Source organism: Mesorhizobium sp. M1A.F.Ca.IN.020.06.1.1, assembly GCF_004023265.1.
Classification (GTDB): Bacteria; Pseudomonadota; Alphaproteobacteria; order Rhizobiales; family Rhizobiaceae; genus Mesorhizobium.
On record NZ_RZSR01000479.1, the window covers coordinates 1 to 4,482 of the forward strand.

At 63.7% G+C, this 4,482-nt stretch carries 5 protein-coding genes and 1 pseudogene; 5 read left to right on the plus strand and 1 reads right to left on the minus strand.

Annotated elements, in window-relative coordinates:
• The 3 genes and pseudogenes from EOA60_RS20205 to EOA60_RS20215 all read left to right on the plus strand — a co-directional run.
• Nucleotides 1-193: pseudogene (locus tag EOA60_RS20205) on the plus strand (molybdate ABC transporter permease subunit); the annotation flags it as partial.
• On the plus strand, nt 190-1,302 hold the full coding sequence (gene modC, locus EOA60_RS20210) for a molybdenum ABC transporter ATP-binding protein (RefSeq protein ID WP_067323206.1): 1,113 nt from the start codon (nt 190-192) through the stop codon (nt 1,300-1,302). The pseudogene EOA60_RS20205 and the gene modC, both read left to right, overlap by 4 nt.
• An 86-nt stretch (nt 1,303-1,388) precedes the next feature.
• On the plus strand, nt 1,389-1,730 hold the full coding sequence (locus tag EOA60_RS20215) for a winged helix-turn-helix domain-containing protein (protein WP_066990897.1): 342 nt from the start codon (nt 1,389-1,391) through the stop codon (nt 1,728-1,730).
• A gap of 17 nt (nt 1,731-1,747) precedes the next feature.
• Here the strand turns inward: EOA60_RS20215 and cobF are convergent, their stop codons facing one another.
• Nucleotides 1,748-2,521: a precorrin-6A synthase (deacetylating) gene (cobF, locus tag EOA60_RS20220; RefSeq protein ID WP_067323209.1), complete on the minus strand. Its 774-nt coding sequence runs from the start codon at nt 2,519-2,521 to the stop codon at nt 1,748-1,750.
• Between the two features lie 177 nt (nt 2,522-2,698).
• On the opposite strand from cobF, the gene EOA60_RS20225 reads away from it, so the two are divergent.
• Together EOA60_RS20225 and EOA60_RS20230 are read left to right on the plus strand one after the other, a co-directional pair.
• Nucleotides 2,699-3,712, plus strand: a complete 1,014-nt coding sequence (locus tag EOA60_RS20225; RefSeq protein WP_095825024.1) for a DUF4424 domain-containing protein — start codon at nt 2,699-2,701, stop codon at nt 3,710-3,712.
• Nucleotides 3,712-4,275, plus strand: coding sequence for a dihydrofolate reductase (locus tag EOA60_RS20230; protein WP_095824893.1), 564 nt, complete (start codon nt 3,712-3,714; stop codon nt 4,273-4,275). The genes EOA60_RS20225 and EOA60_RS20230 overlap by 1 nt, the downstream gene beginning before the upstream one ends.
• The last annotated feature ends 207 nt before the right edge of the window (nt 4,276-4,482 follow it).

Below are 4,482 nucleotides of genomic sequence, written 5' to 3' on the forward strand. Positions count from 1 at the left end.
CATTACTTTCGTCTCCAACATCCCCAACGAGACGCAGACGCTGCCCTCGGCGATCTACACCTTCACGCAGGTGCCGGGCGGCGATCCCGGAGCGCTGCGCCTGACGCTGATTTCGATCGTCATCTCGATGGTGGCGCTGGTGGCCTCCGAGCTTCTGGCGCGCCGGATCGGCCAGCGGATGGACGTCGAATGACGCTCTCGGTGGACGTCAGTCATCGTCTCGGCGATTTCGCCATCGAGGCGAGTTTCGAAAGCGCCGGCCGGCTGACGGCGCTGTTTGGGCCTTCGGGCTCGGGCAAGTCGACGCTGATCAATGTGATCGCCGGGCTGATCCGGCCGCGGAAAGGGCGGATCGCGGTGGACGGGCGCGTGCTGGTCGACACCGCCGCCGGCATCTTCGTGCCGATGCACAAGCGACGGATCGGCATGGTGTTCCAGGATGCGCGGCTCTTCCCGCATTTGAGCGTCGCCGGCAATCTGCGCTATGGCCGCTGGTTCACGCCGGTTGCCGAGCGCTACGCCAGTATGGATGCGGTGGTCGAACTCCTTGGCATCGGTCCCCTGCTCGACCGGCGGCCGGCGAAATTGTCGGGTGGTGAAAAGCAGCGCGTGGCGATCGGCCGCGCGCTCCTTGCCAGCCCGAAACTGCTTTTGATGGACGAGCCTCTCGCCTCGCTCGACGAGGCGCGAAAGGCCGAAATCCTGCCCTATATCGAGCGGCTGCGCGATGAGACGAAGATCCCGATCGCCTATGTCAGCCATTCCGTCGCCGAGGTGGCGCGGCTGGCGACCGACGTGGCGGTGCTGTCCCAAGGCAAGATCGCGGCTTTCGGCCCGACCGAGGCGATCATGCAGCGGCTCGACCTCTTGCCGGCGGAGGAGCGCGGCGAGGGCGGCGCGGTGCTCGACACCAGGGTTTTGCGTCACGACGAGGCTTTCGGCATGACTGTGCTCGGCTCGCCGGCCGGCGAGATCCGCGTGCCGCGCGTTTCACGCCCGGCGGGAGCTCTGGTGCGGCTCCGCATCCGCGCCCGCGATGTCATGATCGCGACCGAACAGCCGTCGGGTCTTAGCGCGCTCAACATACTGCCGGGCAAAATCGCCGCAGTCAGGCCGGGCGTCGGGCCTACGGTGGAGATCGCCATCGACTGCAACGGAGCAACGGTGCTGGCGCGCGTCACCAAACAGTCGAAGCAGAGCCTTCGGCTCGCGCTCGGCCGCGAGGTCTTCGCGGTGATCAAGACGGTGAGCTTTGACAGCGCGACGACAGGTGCTGGGCTGCCGGTGGAGGCCGATGGTTGACGAAAGGGCAATATCGCTATGTTGGTTTGGAATAAGCGATGTGGCGGCGGAGAGGGTAATCTCGACATGATCGCAGAGGACAAAGGATGCCATCGCTGAGCCTGCGGATAAATCTCGACCCTGACGGACGAATTGGTCCGGGCAAGATCGAATTGTTGGAGCAGATCGCCGCTTTCGGCTCGATTTCGGCCGCGGCGCGCGGCATGGAGATGTCCTACAAGCATGCCTGGGACCTGGTCGAGGACATGAACCGGGTGTTCGGCAAGCCGCTGGTGGCGGCGCAGACCGGCGGCCGAAAAGGCGGCGGCGCGCAATTGACCGCCGTGGGTCTCGCCGTCGTCAGCCGTTTCAGAGCGATCGAGCGCGCGGCGGCTTCAGCGGCGGCCGTACATATGCAGGCGTTGCAGGCCGAGATCGACGCCGGTTGATTGGGCCTGTAAGGGGCCTATTCCTCCGGCTCCCCGGGCTTGCGGAGCAAATAGGTGTCCATGATCCAGCCCTTTTTGCGCCGAGCTTCCTCTCGGACCTTCTCGATTTCGGCGCCGACATCGCCGAGGCGGCCGGAAAGGATGATCTCGTCCGCCGTGCCGAGATAAGCGCCCCACTGAATGAAAACATCTTGATCGACCAGTGTGTTGAAGGCGCACTTGCCGTCCAGCATGACAACGGTGCTTCCGGCATTCGCGGGCAGGCCTTCCTCAGTCAGCCGGCGGCCGGTGGTGACCAGGATCGAATCGCCGATGCGGTTGAGCGCGGTCGCGTGGACGGCGGCAAGCGCCTGGATCGCGGTGATGCCCGGAATGACCTCGAGCTCGAAACCGACATTGCCCCTCAGGCGCACGCGCTCCAGTATGCGCAGCGCGCTGTCGTAGAGCGAGGGGTCGCCCCAAATCAGGAACGCGCCGCAGCCGTCCTCGGCAAGCTCGTCGCGGATCAGCCCTTCATAGATTTCGGCGATCGCCTCGTGCCAGTCGTCGACGGTCACGCGATAGGACGATGTCGGCTCGGCCCGAACCGGGACGTCGAATTCGACGCGGCGCGACTTCGGGTTTGTGACGAAGCGGTCGCAGATCTGCCGGCGGAGTTCCGCGAGGTCGTTCTTTCTGGCGCCTTTGTCGGGAACGAACAGCACGTCGGCCCGGTTCAGGCCGTTGATGGCCTGTACGGTCATGTGGTCGGGATTGCCGGCCCCGATGCCGATGACGAGAAGCTTGCGCATAGGCGTCCTCCTGCCCGATCGGGCGGCCGGTGTCCAGACGGGGGCAGGCAGGCATGCGGGAACGCAAAACTTCCGCCGATTGGCAGAAACGTTGAACGTCTCTAGCTACTTCTCCTGGAATTGCTCTAGATGGAAGCGCATCCGCATGATCCCGGTCATGCCGTCGAGAGGGGAGCCATGTTACGCACTATCCTGACCGCAGCGCTGGCATTCTCGGTTGCACCTGCCTTCGCCAACGATTCCGTTGCCGAGCTTGGCACCGGCGGGCTGATCCTGTCGCGCAGCGATGCGGTTGCCATGGAAAGCGAGGATCTCTTCATCTCGCCGGAAAAAGTGACCGTCGACTACGTTTTCCGCAACAATACCGACAAGGACGTCAGCGCGACCGTCGCCTTCCCGATGCCGGACATCGAAGGCGACCCGAACGAGATGCCGGCGATCCCGGAAGCGCAGAGCGACAATTTCCTCGGCTTCGAGGTGACGATCGACGGCGTCGACGCCAACCCGCAGCTCGAACAAAAGGCGTTCGCGCTGGGCATCGACATCACCGCGGAACTCCAGGCGCACGACGTGCCGCTCTATCCGTTCGGCGACGCCGCCAAGGCGGCGCTGGCAAAGCTGCCCAAGGACGTCGCCCAGGATTGGGAAGATCGCGGCATCATCATCGAAGACACCGCCGACAACGGTTCGGGCATGCAAACCGCCTACGCGCCGTTCTGGCAATTGCGCTCGACCTATTGGTGGCGCTCCACCTTCCCGGCCAACAAGCAAGTCCATGTCTCGCACCGCTACAAGCCGAGCGTCGGCGGCACGTCATCGGTCAGCTTCTATTACGACGGCAAGTTCCAGGGGCAGTACGACACTTACAAGACCCGCTACTGCATGGACGGCGGGTTCGAGAACGCTGTGCGCAAGGCAGCGAAGGAAAATCCCGACGGCTATCCCAAATATTTCGAGAGCCGCATCGCATATATCCTGACCACCGGCGGCAACTGGGCGTCCGGTAGTATCGGCAATTTCAAGCTCACCATCGACAAGGGCAGCCCAAAGAATCTGGTCTCCTTCTGCGGCGACAACGTCCGCAAGGTGGGTCCGACGACGTTCGAGATGACGGCCAAGGATTTTTATCCGGAGCACGATATCGGCATCTTGCTGCTCGAGCCGTCGGACAATAGCGGGAACGGCGGCTGATGGACATCGCGATCTACGTCGCCATTGCCGAGAACGGCGTGATCGGACGCGAAGGCGGGCTGCCGTGGCGGCTTTCCAGCGACCTGAAACGCTTCAAGGCCGATACGATGGGCAAGCCGATCATCATGGGCCGCAAGACCTATGAGGGCATCGGCCGGCCGCTGCCCGGCAGGCTCAACATCGTGGTGACGCGAGCCAGAGACTGGCGATCCGAGGGCACCGAAGTCGCCCATTCGCTCGACGAGGCGATCACGCTGGCCAAGGTGCGCGGCCGCTGCATGGCAGGTGCCGAGGAGATCTGCGTCGTCGGCGGCGGCGAGATCTATGCCCAGGCCCTGCCCTTGGCCGATCGTCTCCACGTCACGCATGTGCTGGCCGCGGTCGATGGCGACGCTCATTTTCCGCCGATCGACCCCGCGATCTGGCGGATCGTCCGATCCGAGGATTTTCCGGCGGGCGAAAAGGACAGCCACGCGACACGCTATACCGTTTACGAGCGCAGCGGCGACGGTCACCGACGAGGACAAAGGGTCGCTGACGGCTCAAATCGCAGGCGCGCGTAGCGGATCGCGTTGAAAGCGCGTCACGGCGTCCCTATAGAAGAACGAGGGTACAGCGCCACGCTTCCAACCGGACGCGCAAGAAGGTCGCCGTAAAACTTTGATTTGGCGCATGATTCCTTTCGGAAAACCGATATCGGTTTTCGAGGTCATGCGCTAGGATCGCGCCGCAAGGCCTGAGGGAACCGAAGCGAAAGGACATTCATGCCC

What these genes read in the sequence shown, in the direction of transcription:
- modC (WP_067323206.1), top strand. Translation starts at nt 190, where the DNA reads ATGACGCTCTCGGTGGACGTCAGTCATCGTCTCGGCGATTTCGCCATC.
- EOA60_RS20225 (WP_095825024.1), top strand. Translation starts at nt 2,699, where the DNA reads ATGTTACGCACTATCCTGACCGCAGCGCTGGCATTCTCGGTTGCACCT.
- EOA60_RS20215 (WP_066990897.1), top strand. Translation starts at nt 1,389, where the DNA reads ATGCCATCGCTGAGCCTGCGGATAAATCTCGACCCTGACGGACGAATT.
- cobF (WP_067323209.1), bottom strand. Translation starts at nt 2,521, where the DNA reads ATGCGCAAGCTTCTCGTCATCGGCATCGGGGCCGGCAATCCCGACCAC.
- EOA60_RS20230 (WP_095824893.1), top strand. Translation starts at nt 3,712, where the DNA reads ATGGACATCGCGATCTACGTCGCCATTGCCGAGAACGGCGTGATCGGA.